14 protein-coding genes are annotated in these 19,017 nt (G+C 72.0%); 4 read left to right on the top strand and 10 right to left on the bottom strand.

Translation table 11 applies throughout. From position 1 onward, the window contains the following. Positions 1 to 15: 15 nt before the first annotated feature. The gene (locus BA062_RS13945; protein ID WP_110336467.1) at positions 16 to 4,986 is read left to right on the top strand and encodes an RHS repeat-associated core domain-containing protein; all 4,971 of its coding nucleotides are present in this window, start codon (positions 16 to 18) and stop codon (positions 4,984 to 4,986) included. Continuing rightward, positions 4,983 to 5,531 (top strand): YbaB/EbfC family nucleoid-associated protein, encoded by a 549-nt coding sequence (locus BA062_RS13940; RefSeq protein ID WP_110336466.1) that lies wholly within the window; start codon positions 4,983 to 4,985, stop codon positions 5,529 to 5,531. Before BA062_RS13945 ends, BA062_RS13940 begins: the two co-directional genes overlap by 4 nt. A 16-nt stretch (positions 5,532 to 5,547) precedes the next feature. Here the strand turns inward: BA062_RS13940 and BA062_RS13935 are convergent, their stop codons facing one another. The 10 genes from BA062_RS13935 to BA062_RS13890 form a co-directional block, all read right to left on the bottom strand. Then, complete coding sequence (locus tag BA062_RS13935; RefSeq protein ID WP_110336465.1) at positions 5,548 to 6,630, bottom strand: serine hydrolase domain-containing protein; 1,083 nt, start codon at positions 6,628 to 6,630, stop codon at positions 5,548 to 5,550. 2 nt (positions 6,631 to 6,632) lie between these two features. Next, positions 6,633 to 8,228: an ABC transporter ATP-binding protein gene (locus BA062_RS13930; RefSeq protein ID WP_110336464.1), complete on the bottom strand. Its 1,596-nt coding sequence runs from the start codon at positions 8,226 to 8,228 to the stop codon at positions 6,633 to 6,635. Beyond that, on the bottom strand, positions 8,225 to 9,073 hold the full coding sequence (locus BA062_RS13925) for an ABC transporter permease (protein WP_110336463.1): 849 nt from the start codon (positions 9,071 to 9,073) through the stop codon (positions 8,225 to 8,227). Before BA062_RS13925 ends, BA062_RS13930 begins: the two co-directional genes overlap by 4 nt. Further along, on the bottom strand, positions 9,070 to 10,026 hold the full coding sequence (locus tag BA062_RS13920) for an ABC transporter permease (RefSeq protein ID WP_110337335.1): 957 nt from the start codon (positions 10,024 to 10,026) through the stop codon (positions 9,070 to 9,072). The genes BA062_RS13925 and BA062_RS13920 overlap by 4 nt, the downstream gene beginning before the upstream one ends. 13 nt (positions 10,027 to 10,039) lie before the next feature. Next, positions 10,040 to 11,596 (bottom strand): ABC transporter substrate-binding protein, encoded by a 1,557-nt coding sequence (locus tag BA062_RS13915; RefSeq protein ID WP_110336462.1) that lies wholly within the window; start codon positions 11,594 to 11,596, stop codon positions 10,040 to 10,042. A 32-nt stretch (positions 11,597 to 11,628) separates the two neighbouring features. Next, positions 11,629 to 12,066: a thioesterase family protein gene (locus BA062_RS13910; RefSeq protein ID WP_110336461.1), complete on the bottom strand. Its 438-nt coding sequence runs from the start codon at positions 12,064 to 12,066 to the stop codon at positions 11,629 to 11,631. Next, positions 12,059 to 13,012 carry a 3-hydroxyacyl-CoA dehydrogenase NAD-binding domain-containing protein gene (locus BA062_RS13905; protein ID WP_110336460.1) on the bottom strand — a complete coding sequence of 318 codons (954 nt, stop codon included), beginning with the start codon at positions 13,010 to 13,012 and terminating at the stop codon, positions 12,059 to 12,061. The genes BA062_RS13910 and BA062_RS13905 overlap by 8 nt, the downstream gene beginning before the upstream one ends. Continuing rightward, entirely contained in the window at positions 13,005 to 13,898 is an 894-nt protein-coding gene (locus BA062_RS13900; RefSeq protein ID WP_110336459.1) for a beta-keto acid cleavage family enzyme, read from the bottom strand. The genes BA062_RS13905 and BA062_RS13900 overlap by 8 nt, the downstream gene beginning before the upstream one ends. After that, the gene (locus BA062_RS13895) at positions 13,895 to 14,767 is read right to left on the bottom strand and encodes a TetR/AcrR family transcriptional regulator (protein WP_110336458.1); all 873 of its coding nucleotides are present in this window, start codon (positions 14,765 to 14,767) and stop codon (positions 13,895 to 13,897) included. Before BA062_RS13895 ends, BA062_RS13900 begins: the two co-directional genes overlap by 4 nt. 95 nt (positions 14,768 to 14,862) lie before the next feature. Beyond that, positions 14,863 to 15,945, bottom strand: a complete 1,083-nt coding sequence (locus tag BA062_RS13890) for a PucR family transcriptional regulator (protein ID WP_110336457.1) — start codon at positions 15,943 to 15,945, stop codon at positions 14,863 to 14,865. A 232-nt stretch (positions 15,946 to 16,177) separates the two neighbouring features. On the opposite strand from BA062_RS13890, the gene BA062_RS13885 reads away from it, so the two are divergent. Further along, entirely contained in the window at positions 16,178 to 17,476 is a 1,299-nt protein-coding gene (locus tag BA062_RS13885; protein ID WP_210406837.1) for a cytosine permease, read from the top strand. 9 nt (positions 17,477 to 17,485) lie between these two features. Continuing rightward, entirely contained in the window at positions 17,486 to 19,012 is a 1,527-nt protein-coding gene (locus BA062_RS13880; RefSeq protein WP_110336455.1) for an amidohydrolase family protein, read from the top strand. Positions 19,013 to 19,017: the final 5 nt, after the last annotated feature.

The following is a 19,017-nucleotide window of genomic DNA, read 5'->3' as shown; positions in this document are numbered from 1 at the left end:
CGAAAGGGACGCGCTGTGGGCAACCCGCTGGTGGCCGAGGTTCAGGACTCGACCGAGGCGTTCTCCGGGATACCGCTGCTGGAGTCGGTGAACGACACCACGCAGGCGATCGAGAGCGGCGAGTGGGCCGGTGCCGTGCTCGGCGCGGTCGGCGCGGGACTGGACGCGCTGGGCATGGCGATGGACCCGTTCGGCGCCATACTGTCCGCCGGGGTCGGCTGGCTGATGGAACACGTGGGCCCCCTCTCCGACGCGCTCGACGGGCTCACCGGCGATCCGGACACCATCAAGGCGCACTCGGAGACCTGGAAGAACGTCAGTACGGAGCTGACGGCGATCAGCGGGGATCTGCGGAAGCTCATCGAGGAGGACACGGCGAGCTGGACCGGGCCCGCCGCGGACGCCTACCGGGAACGCGGCGCGGACACGGCCACGCTGATCACCGCCGCGCAGACCGCCGCCGACGGCGCCTCCAGCGGCATCGGCACCGCGGGCGAGGTCGTGGGCGCCGTGCGGACACTCGTGCGCGACATCATCGCCGACCTCGTCGGGCACATGATCAGCTGGGCGCTGCAGGTGCTGCTCACGCTCGGCATCGGCATGGCGTGGGTCGTGCCGCAGGTCGTGGCCGCCGTGGCGAAGACGGCCACGCAGATCGCCGACATCACCAAGAAACTCGTGGACGCCCTGTCGAAGCTCTCGCCGCTGCTGCGCTCGCTCGGCGACTCCTTCGGCGACGCCGCCGCCGCGCTGAAGCGCATCAAGGACGGCAGGATCGACACCCCGCCGCCGGTCAGGAGCGGCCCGGAGCCCGAGCCCCGCGACACCGACTTCAAGGGCGACAAGTACGAGGGCCCCGGCTCCACCGGCGGCCAGACGAACCCGAGCGGCGACAGGGGAGGCGGCGGCACGGTCGCCAGCGGCGACCCCGGCAGGACCGACCCGCCTCCGCCGCCGAGGACGGACCCGCCGAGGAACGAGCCACCGCCCCGGAACGACGTCGCGCCGCCGCCTCCGCCGCCCCCGGCGCTGCAGCCGAAGACGGGCGGCGACACCACGACGGCCAGCTCGGTCAAGCCCGACCCGGCGCGCCAGCGCTCGGTGCAGCCGGAGAACCGCAACTGCAAGGGCGACCCGGTGGACGTCGCCACGGGCGAGGTGATCCTGCCGCAGACCGACCTCGAGCTGCCGGAGCTGCTGCTCGAGCGCGTGCACGTCTCGTCCTACCGCGCGGGCCGCCGGTTCGGCCCCTCCTGGGCGTCCACAGTGGACCAGCGACTGGAGCTCGACGGCACGGACGTCTGCTTCGTCGGCCCCGACGGCGTGGTTCTGGTGTACCCGCTGCCCGCCGCCGGGGACACGGTGCTGCCGGCCGAGGGCCCGCGCTGGCCGCTGTCCCGGCACGCCGACGGCGGCTTCACACTCGTCCAGCCGGTTCCCGGCAGGACTCTGCACTTCGCCGGAGCGGGGCGGGTGCTGCCGCTGCGCGCCGTCGAGGACGCCGACGGCGCGCGCACCGAGTTCGCCTACGACGACACGGGCGCGCCCGCCCTGCTCACGCACTCCAGCGGTATCCGGGTGGGACTGCGGACGGACTGCGGCCGCGTGGTGGAGCTGAGCGTGCTCGGAGCCGACGGCGCGCCCGACGTGAGGGTGCTGACCTACCGTTACGACGCGGCGGGCAGGCTCACCGAGGTCGTGAACTCCTCCGGCCTTCCGCTGCGGTACGACTACGACGCCGAGGGCAGGCTGACGGGCTGGCAGGACCGCAACGGGGTCTGGTACCGCTACGTCTACGACTCGGCGGGCCGCTGCGTGCGCACCGTCGGAGCCGGGGGCTTCCTCGACGCGACGTTCGAGTACGACCGGCAGCGCGGGCTCACCCGGCACACCGACTCGCTCGGCCACACCAGCGTGTCCGAGCAGAACGACGCAGGCCAGACCGTCCGGGAGACCGACCCGCTCGGCAACGTCACGAGCTTCGCGTGGGACCGCTACGACCGGCTGCTGTCGCGCACCGATCCGCTGGGCCGCGTCACCCGCTACGCCTACGACGACGAGGGCAGGCCGCTGCGGATCACCCGCCCTGACGGCAGTGTCCTCACGGTCGAGGACGGGAACCCCGTCGCGGTCGCCGTGCACGGGGACGGCCGGGTCTGGCGCCGGTTCTACGCCGACGGCGCCGCACCCGACCCCGTGCGTGAGCCGGTGGGTGTCGCCACGGCGGGGCTGCCCGAGCCGCAGCCCGCGGCCGAGCCGGACCCAGTGGAGCGCGACCAGTTCGGCAGGCCCCGCGCGGTGCGGGAGGCAGGCGGCGAGCTGACCCTGCTGGGCTGGACGGTCGACGGGCGGCGCGCCTCGCGCACCGGTCCCCGGCGGGAACGCGCGCTGTGGCGTTACGACGGCGAGGGCAACGAGATCGAGCACGTCGACGAGCTCGGCCGGGTCACCCGGCGCGAGTACGGTCCGTTCGACCTGCTGACGGCCGTGACCGATCCCGCGGGGGCGCGCACGGTCTACGCCTACGACACCGAGCTGCGGCTGGTGTCGGTGACCGACCCGCTCGGCCGCACGTGGACGTTCCGCTACGACGCCGCGGGCAGGCCGGCCGGGCAGACCGACTTCGACGGCCGGAGCTGGAGCTACGGCTACGACGCGGCCGGGCAGCTCGTGCGCGCGCAGGGCCCGGACGGCGGGGTCACCGGGTACCGCTACGACCTGCTCGGCAACCTCGTGGAGGTCCACGCACCTGAGGGCGTCACGACCTACGCCTACGACCCGGTCGGCGAGGTCGTGCGCGTGGCCTCGGCGACCTCGGTGGTGGAGTTCGACCGCGACGAGTACGGCCGCGTGGTCCGCGAGACGGTCGACGGCCTTGCGGTGACCTTCGCCTACGACGACGGGCGCAACACGATCCGGCGGCGGACCCCGTCGGGAGCCGAGAGCGAATGGTCCTTCGACGAACAGGGCCGGCCGATCGCGCTGGCCACCGCCGGGCACACGGTCCGCTTCCTGCGCGACGACCACGGCCGTGCCATCGCGCGCAAGGCCGACGAGGCCAGCGTGCTGCGGCAGGCCTTCGGTCCGGGCGGCCGCCTCACCGCACAGCGGCTGCTGGCCGCGTCGGGCCCCATGCGCGGCCGCGGCTTCGAGTACCAGCCCGACGGCAGGCTCGCCGCCGTCCGGGACGACGAGGGCCCGCAGCTGACACTCAGCAGGGACCTCACCGGCCGCGTCGTGGCGATGTCCACAGTGGATGGGCGGGAGGAGCTGCGGTACGACCCGGCCGGCAACCTCGTGAGCTCGTCGGCCGTGCGCGTGGCCGTGGAGCACGACGCACTCGGCCGCCGGGTCCGGCACCGCGAGGCGCACCCCGACGGCGAGCGCGTGTGGGAGTACTCCTGGAGCGGCGAGCGGCTGACCGGCGTGCGCACGCCGGAAGGGCTGAGCTGGCGTTACCACTACGACCCGCTGGGCAGGCGCGTCGCCAAGGAGTGCCTGCTGCCGGACGGCTCCGTGGCCGAGTCGGTGCGGTTCGTCTGGGACGGCACCGAGCTGATCGAGCAGGTGCACGCCGACGCCCACGGCGCGCGCCGGGCGACGACCTGGGAACGCGTGCCGGGCGAGCACACGCCGGTGACCCAGCTCGAACGCGGGCCCGCCGGGCAGCGGTTCCACTCGGTGGTCACCGACGCGCTCGGCACGCCCACGGATCTGGTGGACGAGCACGGCGACCTCGCGTGGAGCTCGCGCCGCACGCTGTGGGGCCGCGAGCTGCCCTCGCCCGGGGCCCGCGCCGGCACGCCGCTGCGCTTCCCCGGCCAGTACGCGGACGCGGAGACCGGCCTGCACTACAACGTGTTCCGCTACTACGACCCGGCGACCGCGCGGTACGTCAGCCAGGACCCGCTGGGCCTCGAACCCGGCCCGAACCCGGTGGCCTACGTCGCCGACCCGTTCGCCGAGTTCGACGCGCTCGGGCTGATGAACAGCTGCACGACCCCGTCGGCGGGTGGCAAGACGCCTCCGGTCAACCTGCCGATCAGGCAGAACGCCCGGAACTCCGGCGGCAGCGCGCCGAGCCCGAACCCGGGCGGCGGGGGCCGGAAACGCAAGAACGACGGCGGCGGCACGCAGCCGTCCGCCAAGAAGTCCAAGACCAAGAGCGACGATCCGTGGGACCGGCCGGAGTTCAAGAGCTCGACGCAGACGAACATCAAGCACCAGAAGAACGACCCGAACAACCCGGCCTACCAGAGCGGCGGCCAGTTCGACAAGCGGCACATCGTGTCGTTCCAGACGATGCGCGACAACCTCAGGTCGTGGGTGGACCAGACGTACCCGCCGGGAACGCCCGAGCACAAGGCGGCGACCGAGAAGTACGTCGAGAAGCTGAAGGACGCGAACAGCAACGTCAACAACCTTCCGCTCGGTCCCGGCAAACCGAACACCTCCATCGGCGCCACCGTGGACAAGTTCGACATCATCCAGAGCAAGATCGACGGCACGCACCTCGGGAAGGACGGCGTTCCGGAGCCTCCGAAGGATCCGAGGACGGCGTTCTACGAGTCCTCCGGCTACCTGCACGGGATCCGCAACGAGTTCGCCGGCGACATCATGGCGGCGGCGGACAAGATCTCCGACCCCGCGCGGCGGCAGGAGTTCCTCGACGACGTACGGTTCAACGCGGACTTCGACTGGCCGGGAGGCACACCCGCGCAGCTCGAGGACTGGAAGGACGCCCGCAGGCAGTGGGTGGACCTCGGCCGGAACCCGGACGCGTACACGTCCGCCGATGTCGACGCGATGATCGACCGGTTCAACAACATGGACGCTCCGGGCGGCAGCCACGGGTCACTGTCCGACTGGGAGAACCGGCCGGGCAGCCGCATCGGCGGTGTCGAGGCCGGCAAGGACCGCCCGGACTGGGCGGACGCGAACTCACATCCGGATCTGTTCAAGGACGGCAAGGGCGGTAAGCGATGACCGGTGCCGGTGCGTTCGGCGAGACGATGCGCGACCCCGAAGAGGCGAAGCGGCGGATCGACGACTGGGCCGCCGGGTTCGCGCGCAAGGCCGAGCGGTACAAGGCGGCGCAGGAGCGCACGGAGCAGCTGCGGCTGACGGCGTCGAGCCCGGACGGCACGGTGCGCGTGACCGTCGGCGCCGACGGCGTGGTGTCGGACCTCGAGTTCGGCTCGAGGACGCGCACGATCCCGCCGGAGGAGCTGGCTCGCATGGTGCTCGCCACGATGCGGCAGGCCCAGTCGGGCATATCCGAGCGGGTCGCCGACGTGATGCGGGAGCAGCTGGGCGACGAGGACCCGCAGACCCGCACGACGCTGCTGGACTCGCTGCGCAACCGGTTCCCTGACCCCGAGGACCCGCAGGACGGCCCGCCCGAGCCCCCGGAGCCCACGCCGCCGCCGGCCCCGTCGGGAGGCGCCGGCGAGCCACCGGCAGGGGGAACGACACCGGACCGCCGTGCGGGCGGGGGCGACCCCGAGGAAGAGGACAACACCCCCTGGTGAGGTCCGGCGGCGCGGGTCAGAGCGCGTCGTGCAGTGCGGCGAGCAGGCGATCGGCCCTGCCGTCGGCGTTCTCGGCGCGCAGCTCGTTGGTGACGAACGAGAAGCCGAGCCCGGCGCCGGGCCACGCGCCGTGCCTGCCGCCGCCCGCTCCCGAGTGGCCGAAGGCCGCCGCGGCGGGCCCGTACGTGCCGAGAGGGTCGGGCAGCTCGAAGCCCAGTCCGAAGTGGACGGGACGGTCGTTGATCGCGTCGAGGCCCTCCGACCAGGTGCGCGTGGCCCGGGCGAGCGCGCGGGGCGAGGCGATCCGCCCCGCGGCGAGTAGGTCGTAGAGCGTCGCCATCGACCTGGCCGTGCCGGTCGCGCCACCCGCCGCGAGCCCGGCCCTGCGGTAGCGGGCCGAGTTCATCAGCTCGTCCGAGTCGAGCAGGCCCGCGTACATCCGCTCGACGATCCGCCGCCGCTCAGGGTCGTCCAGGAACGTGCTGATCCGGTACCCGGGCGCCCGCACCAGCCGCGCGACGCGCTCGTCGAGGCCGGCGGGGGTGCCCAGGTACACGTCCAGAGCGTGCGGCCGGGCGAGGACCTCGGCGACGAGCTCGCCCGGCGTCCGGCCGGTGGTCCTGCGCAGCAGCTCGCCCACGAGGTAGCCGTAGGTGAGTGCGTGGTAGGCCACACGTGTTCCCGGCGTCCACAGTGGAGCCTGCGTCGCCAGCAGTACCGCGCACGCGTGGCTGTCCAGCAGGTCGTGGTCGGCGTCCACATACGGCAGTCCGGCGGTGTGGGCGAGCACGTGGTGCACCCGCACGCCCTCGGTGAACCCGGGCCAGTACGCGCGCACCTCGGCGTCCGCGTCGAGCACGCCGAGCGCGGCGACCACGGCGGCCACCACGCCCTTCGTGCCGGAGAACAGCACGCACAGCGTGTTCTCCCGCCACGGCTCGCCCCGCTCCGGGTCGGCGAGCCCACCCCACAGGTCCACCAGCACCTCGCCGTGGCGGACCACGGTGAACGCCGCGCCCGCCCGGCCGCCAGCGAGGACGTCGGCGAAGACGTCGCGAACGCCCTCGAACCCGGGCCGGACGGTGCCGGTGATCTCCATGCTCACATCCTCGGGGTGTTGGCCAGCAGCTCGCGCGTGTACTCGTGCCGGGGGGCGCTCAGCACGTCCCCGACGGGGCCGGTCTCGACGATCTCGCCGCCCCGCAGCACGGCGATGCGGTCGGCGACGTGCCGGGCGAGCGCGATGTTGTGGGTCACGAACACCATCGCCGTGCCCAGCTCGGCCCGCAGCTCGCACAGCAGGTCGATGATCGTCGCCTGCACCGAGACGTCGAGCGCGGAGGTGACCTCGTCACACAGCAGGACCTTCGGTGTGGTGACCAGCGCCCGCGCGATCGCGGCGCGCTGCCGCTCGCCGCCGCTGAGCTGGTCGGGGAGCCGCCCGGCGAGCGTGCGGCTCAACCGCACGCGGTCCAGCGTCTCGGCGACGCGCTCGCGCCGCGCGGCCTTCGGCAGCTCGGTGAGCATCTCCAGCGGTACCTCCACCGACTGCGCGATGGTGCGCCGCGGGTTCAGCGACGAGTACGGGCTCTGGAACACGTACTGCACGGCCCGCAACTCCTCGGCCGTGCGCCGCCGCGTCGACGGGGCCAGCGCGGTTCCGGCCAGCTCCACCGTGCCGGTGTGGTGCTCGTTCAGCCCCGCCACGCACCGCGAGAGCGTGGTCTTGCCCGAGCCGGACTCGCCGAGCAGAAGCAGGCACTCTCCCGAGTGGACGGTCAGCGAGACGTCGCGCAGCACCCGGTGCTCGCCGTAGGACACCGACAGCCCGGTGACCCGCAGCGTTTCGGTGTCCCCGTCGGGCTCGGGCAGGCCGCCTCCGCCGTCGAGGTCGGGCACCGCGTCGACGAGCTCGCGGGTGTAGGCGTGCGCCGGGCGGCGCAGCACCTCCTCGGCCGCACCGCACTCCACGATCTCGCCGCCGCGCATCACGGCCACCCGGTCGGCGATCGCGGAGACCACCGCGAGGTCGTGCGTGATGTAGAGCGCCGCGACACCGTGCTCGGCGGTCAGCGCGGCGACGGTGCGCAGCACGAGCGTCTGCGTGGTCACGTCGAGCCCCGTGGTCGGCTCGTCGAGCACCACCACGCTGGGCCTGCACGCGAACGCCATCGCGATGCCAACCCGCTGCTGTTGGCCGCCGGAGAGCTGGTGCGGGTAGCGCCGCTGGTAGTTCTCGTCGGCGGGGAGCCCCACCTCGCCGAGCACCTCGGCCACGCGCGCCGCGCGCTCCTCGCCGGACGCGCCGTAGCCGTGAGCCTCCAGCACCTCGGCGATCTGGCGGCCGATGCGCAGCGCCGGGTTGAGCGAGAGCGCGGGGTCCTGCGGCACGTAGGCGAGCGTGTGGCCGCGCAGCGCCCTGCGCTCGCGCTCGCCGAGCCCCAGCACGTCCACCGGCTCCCCGTCGCGGGGGCTCGCGGTGACGGCGCCACCCGCCGGGGCGAGCCCGCGCCGGAAGTGACCGAGCGCGGCCAGCCCCGCCGTGGTCTTGCCCGAGCCCGACTCGCCGACCAGCGCGAGCACCTCACCGGGTGCGATCGCGTACGAGACACCTTTCAGCACGGGGGAGCCGGCGAGCGTGTGCACGCGCAGCTCGCTGACCTCGAGCGCGTTGGTGACGGCGACCTGCGTGGTCATGCGGCGACCTCCTTCTCACGGCCTGCCGCCGCGGACGCGAGCGAGTCGGTGATGAGGTTCGTGCCCACCGTCAGCACCGCGATCGCCAGCACCGGAAGCAGCACGCCCCACGGCTCCACCACGAGCGCGATGCGGTTCTCGTTGATCATCAGGCCCCAGTCGGCCGAGGGCGGCTGGATGCCGAGCCCCAGGAACGACAGCGAGGCGACGTAGCCGATCGAGTACGTCAGGCGCAGCCCCAGCTCCACCATGAGCGGGCCCGTGATGTTCGGCAGCACCTCCCGCAGCAGGATGCGCCGTCTGGGCATCGCGTACAGCTGCGCGGCCTTGATGTAGTCGCTGTCCTTCACGGCGACCGTGGCCTGCCGCGCCACGCGGGCCACGCGGGGCGCGTGCGTGATGCCGATGACGAGCACCAGCAGCCAGCCCTGCGGCCCGAGCATCGCGATCGCCAGCAGGGCGAACACCAGCTGCGGGAACGACAGCAGCACGTCGTTGCCGCGCATGATGAGGCTGTCCAGCCGCCCTCCGGTGTACCCGGCGAGCATGCCGAGCGCCGTGCCCAGCACGACCCCGATCGCCGTGGCCAGGACGGCGTAGAGCAGCAGCGTCGCGCCGCCGGCGAGGAAGCGGGTGAACACGTCGCGGCCGAGCCCGTCGGTGCCGGCCACGCCGTCGGACTGGAACGGCTTGCCCGCGAAGCCGGTGGTGTCGTAGCCCGTGAGCCACGGGCCCAGCCACGGGCCGAGCACCGCGAGCAGCACCACCACGGCGGTGAGCGCGAGCCCGATCTTCGCCTGCGGCAGGGACAGCGCGCGACGGAACACAGTGGACTGGGTAGTCATCGCGTCACCTCGGTCCGCAGCTTCGGGTTGGTGAGGATGCCGACGATGTCGGCGAGCAGGTTCACCACGATGTAGACGGCGGCGATGAGCAGCGTGATCGCCTGCACCACCTCGACGTCGCGGTTGTTCACCGCGTCGATCAGTGCCTGGCCGACACCGGGGTAGCGGAACAGGAACTCCACCACCACGACGCCGCCCGCGAGCCACGCGAGCTGCAGCGCGATCACCTGTGCGACCGGGCCGATCGCGTGCGGCAGCGCGTGCCGCAGCAGCACCGTCTTCTCCGGAATCCCCTTGAGCCGTGCCATCTCGACGTAGCCGCTGTCGAGCACCTCGCTCATCGTGGCCCGCATCATCCTGGTGATGTAGGGGGTGACGACGAGCGCGAGCGTCAGCACCGGCAGCACGAGCTGGCTCGGCTGCGACCACACGGGCTCACCCGGCGGCGCGAGCGTCACCGACGGCAGCAGCGGGAACACCGTCGTGGACAGCAGCACGATCAGCGCGACACCGATCACGAACTCGGGCAGCGCCGCGATCACGAGACTGATACCGGACACGGTGTGGTCGGCCGCGCGTCCCCTGCGCAGGGCCGACCACGTGCCCAGCGCGAGACCCACCAGCGTGCTGAGCACCGCCGCGGCCACGAGCAGCACGAGCGACGCGCCGATGCGGTCGCCGAGCAGGTCGTTCACCGGGCCCTGCGTGGCCGTCGAGGTGCCGAGGTCGCCGGTGACGACGCCGCCGAGCCAGTTCAGGTAGCGCTCCCACACCGGCGCGTCGAGGTCGAGCTGGGCGCGCAGCGCGGCGATCCGTTCAGGCGTGGCCTGCTGGCCGAGGATCGCGCGAACGGGGTCGCCGGGCAGCAGGAGCGTCGCGACGAAGACCAGCAGCGTCACCAGCCACAGCACCGCGAGGCTCACGAGCAGCCTGCGGACGATCAAACGGGACAACGAACCCACCTCCTCAGCCGAGCCACGCTTCGCGGAACGAGTAGCCGGACAGGGGCAGGCCGGTGCGGTCGGGCACGAGCCCCGCCACGTACACCTGGTAGGCGTCCACCTGGTTCACGAAACCCCAGATGATGTTGCCGCCACGCTCGTACTCGATGCGCTGCGCTCGTTTGAGCAGGTCCTCGCGCTCGGCGCGGTCCACCGTCCGGTCGGCGCGCCGCACGAGGTCGAGGAACTCGGGGTCACTCCAGTGTGTCTCGTTGTACGGCGAGTCCGGCAGCGACCCGTTCGCCACCTGCGGCAGGTAGTTGCGGGTGTACCAGAACGACTGCGCGAAGTCCCAGCTCAGGTAGTTCTCGCCGAAGAACGTGGTGGTGTCGAGCCTGCGCAGGCGCACGGTGACGCCCGCGGCCTTCGCCTGCTGCTGGAACACCTGCGCGGCCTCGACCGCGCCCGCCTGGATCGGCGCGGTCACCAGCTCGATGTCGAGGTTGGGATGCCCGGCCTCCGCGAGCAGGCGCCGTGCCTCGGCGAGGTTCTGCCCGCGCTGCGGGAGCTCGCTCGCGTAGGCGGGGTCGAACGGCGCGTACAGGTCGTTGCCGACGCGGCCCTGCCCGCTGAGCACCTGGTTGATCATCTGCTCGCGGTCGACGACCAGCCGCAGCGCCTGCCGCACGCGCACGTCGTCGAACGGCGGGCGGTCCACCCGCATGGTGAACGGCAGCCACGTGCCCGTCTGCGAGCTCAGCACCCGCAGCCGCTCGTCGCTGCGCAGTACCTCCACCAGCGCCACCGGAACCTGGTCGATCACGTCCACCTGCGACGACAGCAGCGCGTTGATGCGGGCGTCGTCCTCGGCGAAGTTGATCAGCACCAGTTCGTCCACATAGGGCTGGCCGGGCCGCCAGTAGTGCTCGTTGCGCACGAACGTGCTCTGCAGGCCGGCCGTGAAGTCCTTCGCGCGGAACGGCCCGGTGCCGATGGGACGGTCCACGGAGAAGTCCGCGGGCACGATGCCCAGCGAGTACTGCGCGAGGTAGTCGTCGAACACCGTGGACGGCTCGGTGAGCCGGAACTCGACCCGCCGCTCGCCCGCGGCCACCACCTCGCCGAGCATCGTCAGGCTCGCCGCGCCGCTCTTCGGGTCGTCCGGGTCCATGATCCGGCGGAACGTCGCGATCACGTCGGCGGGCGTCACGGGCCTGCCGTCGTGGAAGCGGATGCCCTCGCGCAGGGTCGCGGTCCACGTCTTCGCGTCGGGTGAGGACGTGAGCGACTCCGCGACGAGCATCTCGAGCCGGTAGTCGTGGTCGCGGTAGAGCAGCGGCTCGTAGAGGTTGCGCACCCGGGCGATGTCCGGGCTGGTCGCGGGGATGTGCGGGTCGAGGGTGTCGGACGCGCCGCCGCCGGTGACGCCGACGCGCAGCGTGCCGCCCCGGCGGGGCGCCCCGGTGGGGGCGGCGACGGCGCTGGACCGTCCGCCGCAGGCCGACAGCAGCGGGGCCGTTCCGGCGAGAACGGCGCTGCCGACGAGGAAATTCCTTCTGGAGATGCGTTTGTCAAACGACATGAAGTCGGGCTTCCGGATAGGGGACCTGAGGGTCAGGAGCTGATGGCTCGCCCCGCGTAGCCGGGGGCGGGACGCAGGTGTCTTCGCAGTCGCTGTGCGATGTCCTCGGGCAGGGGCGCCGCTCTGGCCCCCGCGACGTGGATCGCCAGCAGCTCCTCGGTCGCCACCAGCTCACCGTCCACTCGCAACTCGTGGCAGAGCCGGACCTTCTTCTCTCCCACGGACAGCACGAACGTGGTGACGTGCAACGCGGCCTTCGGCCCGACCTCGCGGAGGTAGCGGACGTGGGCCTCGACGGTGTAGAGCGAGCGGCCGGTCTCGGCGCGGTAGCGCTCGTCGAGTCCCGTGTGCCCCATCAGGTTGGTGGTCGCGAACCCGAACACCATCACGTAGAACGGCTCGCTCAGGTGTCCGTTGTAGTCGATCCACTCGTCGCGGACGGTGTCGTGGTACTCCAGTGGTTCACTCACCGCGCCTCCCTCGGCTGGCTTCGACGGCGCGCTGCACGGCGATGATCGCCCGGTCCCGCTCGGCGACGAGGTCGGCGATGGAACGCTCGCCGGCCTCGCTCTCGCAGCCCGCCACCATGTCGTCGCGCAGCCGCTGGGTGAGCTCGGGCGCGTCCAGCCGCGTCCAGGGCGCCCTGAGCGACGGTCCGAAGTGGTCCAGCATGTGCGCCATCCCGCCCTCGCCGCCGGCGAGGTGGAACGTCAGGCACGGCCCGTGCACCGGCCAGCGCAGGCCGGGCCCGTCGGTGATCGCCGTGTCGATCTGCTCCACGGTGGCCTCGCCGTTGGCGACCATGTGCAGCGCCTCGCGCCACAGCGCCTCCTGCAGCCGGTTGGCGATGAACCCGGGCAGCTCGTGGTCCATCGTGATCACCGACTTGCCGACCCGGCGGTAGAACTCGCTCGCCCACTCCACGGCCCACGGCTCGGTGCGCGTGCCGCCTGCCACCTCGACCAGCGGGATGAGGTACGGCGGGTTGAACGGGTGGCCCACCACGAGCCGTTCCGGGGTCGTGGCCTCGGTCTGCATCTCGCTCATGCCGTAGCCCGACGTCGACGACGCGATGACGACGTCGGCGGGCGTGACCTCGTCGATGCCGGCGAGCAGTGAGCGCTTCACGGCGAGGTCCTCGGGCGCGCTCTCCTGCACGAAACCGGCTCCCTCCACGGCCTCGGCCAGGGTGGGCAGCACGGTGAGGTTGTCTCGCGAGGCGCCGTCGGCGAGGCCGAGCTCGGTGAGCGCGGGCCACGCGGCCTCGACGAGCCTGCCGAGGCGCTCGGCGGCGCCGGGTGCGGGATCCCAGGCGCGGACCCGGTAGCCGCGGGCGAGGAAGTGGGCGGCCCAGCCGCCGCCGATCACGCCCGCGCCGACGCACGCGACGGTGGTGACGTCCTGCGGCTCAGGCACCGGCGGCCCCCTTGAGCTGGAGGATCCGGCGGGCGTCGGCCGGGGAGGCGACCGTCGCGCCGAGGTCCTCGACGATGCTCACGGCGCGCTCGACGAGCTGACCGTTGGTGGCCTTGACGCCCTTGCTGAGGTAGAGGTTGTCCTCCAGCCCTACGCGGACGTGCCCGCCCAGCAGCGCCGAGTGCGCGACCCACGGCAGCTGGTTGCGGCCGATCGCGAACGAGGCCCACTGCGCGCCCTCGGGCAGCATGTGTACCATCGTCTGCAGCAGCTCCGGGTTCGCGGGCGCGCCGTAGGGGATTCCCATGCACAGCTGGAAGAGCGGGGGTGCGTCGATGAGGCCCTCCTCGATCAGCTTGGTGGCGAACCAGAGCTGACCGGTGTCGAAGATCTCCAGCTCCGGCTTGACGCCGAGTTCCTGGACGCGTTTCGCGCCCGCACGCAGCATGTCCGGAGTGGACACATAGAGCTGGTGGCCCTCGCCGAAGTTGAGCGAGCCGCAGTCGAGCGTGCAGATGTCGGGCAGCAGTTCCTCGACGTGCGGCAGCCGGTCCTGGGCGTTGACCAGGTCGGTGCCGTCCACGGGCTTGAGCGGGTCCTCGTCGTCGATCACCAGGTCGCCGCCCATGCCCGCGGTGAGGTTGATCACCACGTCCACGCCGCTGTCCCTGACCCTGCGCACCACCTCGCGGTAGAGACCCACGTCGCGGGAGCCCTGACCGGTCTCGATGTCCCGCACGTGGATGTGCACCACGGCGGCCCCGGCGTTCGCGGCCTCGACGGCGGAGGCGGCGATCTGCTCGGGGGTGACCGGCACGTGCTCGCTCTTGCCGACGGTGTCGCCGGCGCCGGTGAGCGCGCAGGTGATGATGACCTCGTTGTTCATGGTTCTTGCTGTCCTCCGTGGACGATGTTGCGGTCGATGAAGTCCCTCAGATGCTCGCGCATGGAATCCACCGTCCTGCCGGGCTTGCCGGTGAGCACCTGGATGCCGAGCCCGTCGATGAGCGCGCTCAGCTGTGTGGCGACCTCGCGGGCGTCGCCCTCGCGGAACAACCCCTGTTCCTGTCCGATGCGGATGGTCATGGCGATCGTGTCGAACCAGCGGTTGTAGGAGTCCCAGTAGAGCGAGCGCATCGCCGGGTTCAGCGCGCTTTCGTTCCACACCTGCAACCACACCGACCACTCGTCCCTGAGCAGCCCGTCCGTCGGCAGCTGCAGTTCCACGAGCCGCACCAGCCGCTCGTGGGCGTTGTCGATCGCGTGCAGCTCGGCGACCTGCCGGTCGAACGCGAGCTTCACGTTGCGGCGCAACGCTTCGTTGAGTACTTCTTCCCTGGTGGGGAAGTAGTAGTGGATGGCGGCCGTGCTGGTGCCGCAGGCCTTGGCGATGTCGGCGATGCGCACGTGGTGGTAGCCGTGGGTGGCGATCAGCTTCCACGCGGTCTCGAGGATGTGCCGCCGTCGCCCCGGCTGGGACTCCCCGTCGGGCGCGCTCGCCGAACGGGCGGCCGGTGCTGGGACCGCGGTGACGGTCGCGGCGTCGTCACTGCCGTTGAGCAGCCAGTTCACCGTCACGCCGGCGTACTCGGCGATCCGCACGAGTTCGTGCGGCGAGAACCGCCGCGTGCCCTTGAGCGACTTCGACAGTTTGGTCTCGTCGATCCCGATGGCTCTGGCGAACTCGCGCTGGGCGCCGGGCTTCGCCGGAATGAGACTCCGGACCCGCGTTCGCAAGTCCTCGGTCCCGGCCATGTGGGACGACCGTAGTGTCATCTTGCGATTTGCGCAAGGGCTACTGACTCGTCAGCCAGGTCATCGCAAGTTCCGGCGAGGCCGTTGACCGGCCACTATGGACTGTGCCGTGGCGGCCGGTCCGCTGCCGGGCGGGTACGGCTCAGCGCCAGTGCCAGCGCGGCCAGTTCGAGGGGGACGGCCGGGTTCTTGCCGGTCAGGGAGTGGATTCTGCGCAGGCGCTTCCGGACGGTGTTGGCGTGCAGGAACATCCGCCTGGCGCAGGCGGTGACCGAGCCGCCGCAGCCGATCAGTTCCTGCAGCGTGGGCACCAGATCCGCCTCGTGCAGCCGGTCGTAGCGCGCCAGCGGCTCGTAGAGGAACTCGCGAAACGGCCGCAGGTAGCTCGCGGGCAGGCACTCGCCCAGCGAGTCGAGCGACGCGAGGTCCGCCGCGGTCGCGGGGAGCCGCCTGCGGCGCGCCAGCTCCAGCGCGTCGAGCGCCTGCTGGATCAGTACGGGCACCTCCTGCGGTCCGCCCCGCCCGCTCACGGCGAAGACCAGCCCCTCCGGGTAGCGCAGCGTCTCCCGGTGCAGGACGAGCGCCCGGTCCCCGAGATCGGCGACCAGTGTCCGTTCGGGAAGGTCCACACCGGCCAGATCACCGGCCTGGAAGCCCGCCACCTGGATGCCGGGGCCGTCCAGGAACGGTGCGCGCGCGAACAGCGCGTCGGGCCGTGCCCTGCCCGTGCGGACCAGGTCCACCAGGTACCCGTTCTCCCGCCGCCCGCGGTAGCGCAGCCGTTCACGGGCGAGCCGCTCGGTGAAGAGGATGAACGGCACCGTGGGCGGGATCTCGAACACCGGGATGCCGAGCCGGTTGGCCTCCGACACCAGTGCCGGGGGCGCGGCGTCGTGCACAACGTGCACGGCGTAGCCGATCGCGGCGGGCCCGGTCGGCGCGAGTGCCGTCACGAACTGTGTGCAGGCGTGTGCGTCGTGCAAGGAGAGCCCGGCGACCAGCACGAGCTCCCCGCCGCGCAGGTACGGCGACGGGTCGAGCAGATCGGAGGCCTGCGCCCAGCGCACCCGGCGCTCCAGCCCCACGGGGCTGCCGACCAGCCGCAGCCCGTCGGCCCAGCCGAGCACGTCGAGCACCCGGATCGCCGGTGCCTCGGTGTCGTCGGGGGACGCCGTCATGCGCCGGGAGGCTACGAGCGCCGTGTGACTCGCACGTTAAGCCCGTGGTCGGCGATGTTGCGCGGTGGTGTGCGATCGGACACCGCAGGGCTTTCCGGCGGTACAGGTCCGCCACATCGCCGGCGCGGGGCTTCCCACCGGCACCGGTCTGGTCCTTTAATCCGAAGATCGCCATCCGCGCCGACGCGGGTCCGGCCCTCCCCAGCCCCCTCATCACCGCCGAGGAACCACCGTGACAGCAGTGCCCCCTGCCCGTCCCGCGTCCGCGCCGCCGTCGCCCATCGACAGGGACTACCCGCTCGACCGCGTCCCCATCGCCGAACGCAAGGGCGTCGCCTCCGTGGCGGTCGTCATCGCCGGGTTCGGTTTCTTCACGCCCACGATGGTCACCGGCGGCCAGGTCGCCGTGGACTTCGCCTTCGCCCAGTTCCTCGGCCTCGCCGTGGCCGCGGCGCTCGTGCTGGCCTGCTACATCGCGACCATGGGCGTCGCGAGCGCCCGCACCGGGCTGACCACGGTCCTGCTCTCGCGGCTCGTGCTCGGCAAGCTGGGCGGCAAATGGGCGTCGGTCCTGCTGGGCGGCACCCAGGTCGGTTGGTACGGCATCACCATCGGCGTGCTCGCGACCCTCCTCGGCGGCGCGTTCGGCTGGCAGACCACCTGGCCGATCGCCGTGGTGGGCGGTGTCGCGATGGCCGTCACCGCCTACAAGGGCTTCCGGGGTATCGAGTTCCTCTCCTGGATCTCCGTGCCGCTGATGACGGCGCTGTGCGTGTGGATCTCCGTATCGGCCGTCGGTGAGGCGGGCGGCTGGGATGGGCTGTTCGACCACGCCGGCACCGGCGACACGAGCGTGGGGGTCGCGCTGACCCTGATGATCGGCACCTTCATCAGCGGCGGCACCCAGATCGGCAACTGGACCCGCTTCGCCAGTGGAGGCAGGCCCGCGTTCGTCATCACCGCGTGCACCATCCTGCTCGTGCAGGCGGCCATGTTCTTCTTCGGCGGTGTCGGCGCGATCGGCTACGGCGAACCCGACTTCGCCAACGTCCTCATGCTCATGGGCTCGGTGGGCGTCGCCGTGTTCCTGATCATCGCGAACCTGTGGACCACCAACGACAACGCGGCGTACGCGTTCGGGGTCGCCGGCGCGGAGCTGACCGGCAAGCCGGACAAGCGGCCCTTCGTCATCGGCGGTGTCGCGATCGGCATCGCCATGGCGATCACCGGGATCGCCGACGCGCTGACGGCGTTCCTCACCGTGCTCGGCGTGCTCATCCCGCCGCTGGGCGGAGCCATCATCGGCACGTTCGTGTTCGTGTGGAGGCGGCGCGACCCGGGCACGGACCTCGCCTCCGTCCCGCTGGTGTGCTGGCCGGGTCTGCTGGCCTACCTCGGCGGCACCGCGGTCGCCATCGCGGGTGCCACCTTCGACGCCGGAATCCCTGCCGTACAGGGAATCGTCGTCGCCATGCTGCTGGCCCCGGCTCTGCGGGGGCTGGCCGGGCGCCCCACGCGGGAAGGCAGGTAGGAGACGGTCATGGCCATCGTCATCCGCGACGCGGAGGTCATCACGATGGACGCGGCGACGGGAAGCACGCCCGTCACGCGCAGCATCCGGATCGAGGACGGGCTGATCGCCGAGATCGGCGCGAGCGTGACCCTCCGCGACACCGACACCGTCCTCAATGGACGCGATCGGCTGGTGTGCCCGGGTTTCGTCAACGCTCACACGCACTCGTGGGAGTATCTCGCGAAGGGCCGCTACGACAACCTGCCGCTCGAGCTGTGGATGCTGTACTCGTACCCGATCCTCGGCGCGGCACCGCTGCCGCCGGACCTGGTGCGCCTGCGGAGTCTGCTGTTCGCCGTGGAGTCGGTGCGCTCCGGCGTCACCACGCTCGTGGACGACGTGCTGGAGACGCCGAGCCAGGACTTCGCCCAGCTGGACGCCGTGTTCGACGCCTACGACACGGTCGGCGTCCGGGCCAACATCTCCGGCCACGTCATCAACCGGCCGTTCATCGACACCGTGCCGTATGCCGCGCAGTGGCTGCCGTCCGAGGTGGCGGAGCGAGTCCGTTCGGCGCCCCTGCTGAGCGCGGGGGAGTACCTGGACTTCAGCGCGGAGGCGTTCCGCCGGTACGCGGGCAGGGCCGGGGGCAGGCTGCGGTACATGCTCGCGCCGTCCGGACCGCAGCGCTGCACCGACGACCTGCTCGCCGGGGCGACCGAGCTCGCGCTGGAGCACGACGCCGAATGCCACATCCACGTGCTGGAGACCAAGACGCAGGCGGTGACCGGTCGCGAGTTCTACGGCACGACGCTGGTCGAGCACCTGCGCCGGATCGGCGCGCTGTCCGCGAACACCACGCTCGCGCACGGAATCTGGGCCACCGACGCCGACATCGACACCCTCGCCGAGTACGACGTGTGCGTCTCGCACAACCCGGTGTCCAACCTGAAACTGGGCTCCGGCATCGCGCCGTGGCGCCGCTACCACGACGCCGGGGTGACCCTCGGTCTCGGTTCGGACGGTTGCTCCAGCAGCGACACGCCTCGGCTGCCCGAGGTGATCAAGGCCGCCGCGTTGCTGCACAAGGTGACCGGGCCCGGCCACGAGACCTGGCCGACCGCGGACGAGGTACTGCGCGCCGCGACACTCGGCGGTGCCCGCAGCGCGCGGCTGCATCCCGACGTCGGCTCGCTGGAGGTGGGCAAGAAGGCCGACCTGCTCGTCTACGACCTCAGCACGCTCGCGTTCACGCCGCGCAACAGGCTCGACCTGCAGCTGGTGTACTCGGAGAACGGCAGCTCGCTGCGGCAGGTCATGATCGGGGGCGAGCTCGTGGTGGAGGACGGACGGGTCACGACCGTCGACGAGGACGCGCTGCTGGCCGAGCTGCGGGAGCGGCTGCCCGGCATCCAGGCCGAACAGGACCGTGTGGAGCGGGAGAACACCGTCTTCCACGAGGCGTTCGAGCGGATGTACCGGGCCTGCGCCGCCGAGGACGTCGGCGTGCACCGCTGGTCCGGCGAACCGGCGCCCGTAGCACCGGGAATGTAATCGTG

This window comes from Prauserella flavalba (genome assembly GCF_003202235.1).
In the GTDB taxonomy this organism is placed as follows: Bacteria; Actinomycetota; Actinomycetes; order Mycobacteriales; family Pseudonocardiaceae; genus Prauserella_A; species Prauserella_A flavalba.
This window is presented reverse-complemented; position numbering and strand designations above follow the sequence as displayed.